This window comes from Micromonospora sp. CPCC 206060 (genome assembly GCF_036906895.1).
Classification (GTDB): Bacteria; Actinomycetota; Actinomycetes; order Mycobacteriales; family Micromonosporaceae; genus Micromonospora.
Window position 1 is genome coordinate 1 of record NZ_JBAKHU010000193.1, and the last position, 2,132, is coordinate 2,132.

A 2,132-nucleotide genomic window follows, 5' to 3' on the forward strand; every position below is an offset into this window, starting at 1 on the left:
CACCGAACTCGTCGCCGGCTGTCCCTGGCTACCCACCGGCGCAGCGACCACCTGACCAGTCACCTCCCGGTAGCCGATGAAGGTCCGGAGCCGGTCGATCATCCGCTTGGTCTCGTCGGCCTTCTGCTCCCCGTCCGGCAGGGCCCGCAAGCGTGCCAGCACGTCCTGTTCCTTCTTCTGCGCTTCCTGCCGCCCTTGCTCGAAGCGCCGCTCGGCGGCGCCCGGCTCGAAGAGCTTGATGTTGTCGAGGATCAGAGGCACGAGCGTGGTGGGGCGTTCGCGCCAACGCGGCCTCGTGATGTCGATCTCGCCGACGCAGCGCATGCCGTACCGGTCGAGGTAGGCCTCGATGGCGTCGCGCGCTTCGGTCCCGCCCGCGAGCTTCGGCAGCTCGTCCAGGAAGCCCCCGTTCTCGACGCCCTGCAGGAACGCCACCACCTCCGGATACGGGCGGATCACGTCCGCGACGTCGAGCAGCGCCAGTCCCATCTCTGACGTGACGTTGTTGGGGGCGGACAGCGTGAGCGTGTCGGCCGCGTTCTTCTCGCCCAGCCACTCCTGCAGCTGGTCGTTGAGCCACCAGGTGGCCTCCATCCCCGCCATGATCGCCTGCATGCTCAGCGGATCACCGAGGACTCGCTTGTGCTCCTGGAAGGCCTCCAGCAGGAAGTCGAACAGTGCCGGTCCGGTCTTCGTCCGGATGTCGCGCCGCAGGGCGGCGATGGAGGCCTGGCTGCGCTCGATCAGCTCGGTGACGATGGCCGGATCGGTCTCGATCGGGGCGGACGCGCCGCTGGCCGGCGGCCCGGCGGGACCCGTGTCCGGGAGCGTCGGGACGAAGTCGTCGCGGTCGAGGACGGTCTCCAGCGCGTCCCTGATCAGCGGATCGCCCCTCCCCAGCACCTCCAGGAGGCCGGCGCGGCTCGCGGGCGAGGCCAGGCGCCGGGTGACGTCGACGAACAGCCGCCCGCCAGCCTCGTGCATCGGCGCCATGGCCGTCAGTTGCCACATGGAGAGCCCCAGGGGCCTCATGGGGTCGGTCATCATCTGCCCGTGGCCGACGGAGACGTAGACGTGATTTTCTGCGTCGCCGGTCTCGGGGATGGGATACAGCGTGGTGATCGGCCGGCTCTGGACGATCTGGAAGTCTTCGCCGACCAGGCACCATTCGATGTCCTGGGGGCGGCCGAAGTGCGCTTCGATCCGCCGCCCGAGCTGCACGAGCCGCACGACCTGCGCATCAGTCAACGCAGGCTGCTCCTGCCGCTGCGGGTCGATCGCCACTTCCTGCGTACCGCCAGCCGGCAGGGCGTGAACGGCACGCTGTTTGGCGGCGACCGTCTTGGCGACGATCCCGCCGTCGCGCACCTTGAAGAGGTCCGGGTTCACCAGGCCGGAGACCAGGGCCTCGCCGAGGCCGAAGCTGGCGTCCACGGTGGCGACCTTCCGGTTGCCCGTGACGGGGTCGGCCGTGAACAGGATGCCGGCCGCATCCGGGAAGACCATCTGCTGTACGACCACGGCCATGTGGACCGTACGGTGGTCGATGCCGTTGCGCTGGCGGTAGGTCACGGCCCGCTCGGTGAACAGCGACGCCCAGCACCGGCTGACGTGCTGGAGGATCGCCGCAGGCCCCACGACGTTGAGGTACGTGTCCTGCTGGCCGGCGAAGGAGGCCGTCGGCAGGTCCTCTGCCGTCGCGCTGGATCGGACGGCGTAGGCGGCTTGCTCGCCGACCTGGGCGAGCGCGCGGTTGATCGCCGCCGCGAGATCGCCCGGGATGGCGATCCCTTCGATGGTCCGGCGGATCTCCGCGCTGAGCGTGCGGATCGCCTCCCGGTCGTGCGGGTTCAGGCGCGACAGCTGATCGAGCTGATCGTCGATCGACGGCGCTTCCGCCATGATCCGCCGGAAGGCGTCCGTCGTCACGCAAAAGCCAGCCGGCACGCGGATGCCTTCGATCCGCGACAGCCCACCCAGGTGCGCGCCCTTGCCGCCAACGACCGCGACCTGCATCTCGTCAACCTCTTGAAGGTCCAACACGTACCGGTCGATCATTGCGATACCTCTGTCAATCCCCTGGAATCGTGGAGGACTCGGTTATGCGGCCTGGTCCTCCAGGGCGCGGATGG

The 2,132-nt window shown here is 69.1% G+C and carries 1 protein-coding gene; it reads right to left on the reverse strand.

Features of this window, described 5'->3' with window-relative positions:
• The coding region (gene rph / locus V6U90_RS33155; RefSeq protein WP_334445084.1) for a rifamycin-inactivating phosphotransferase at positions 1 to 2,058 on the reverse strand (2,058 nt) is incomplete at its 3' end.
• Between the last annotated feature and the right edge of the window lie 74 nt (positions 2,059 to 2,132).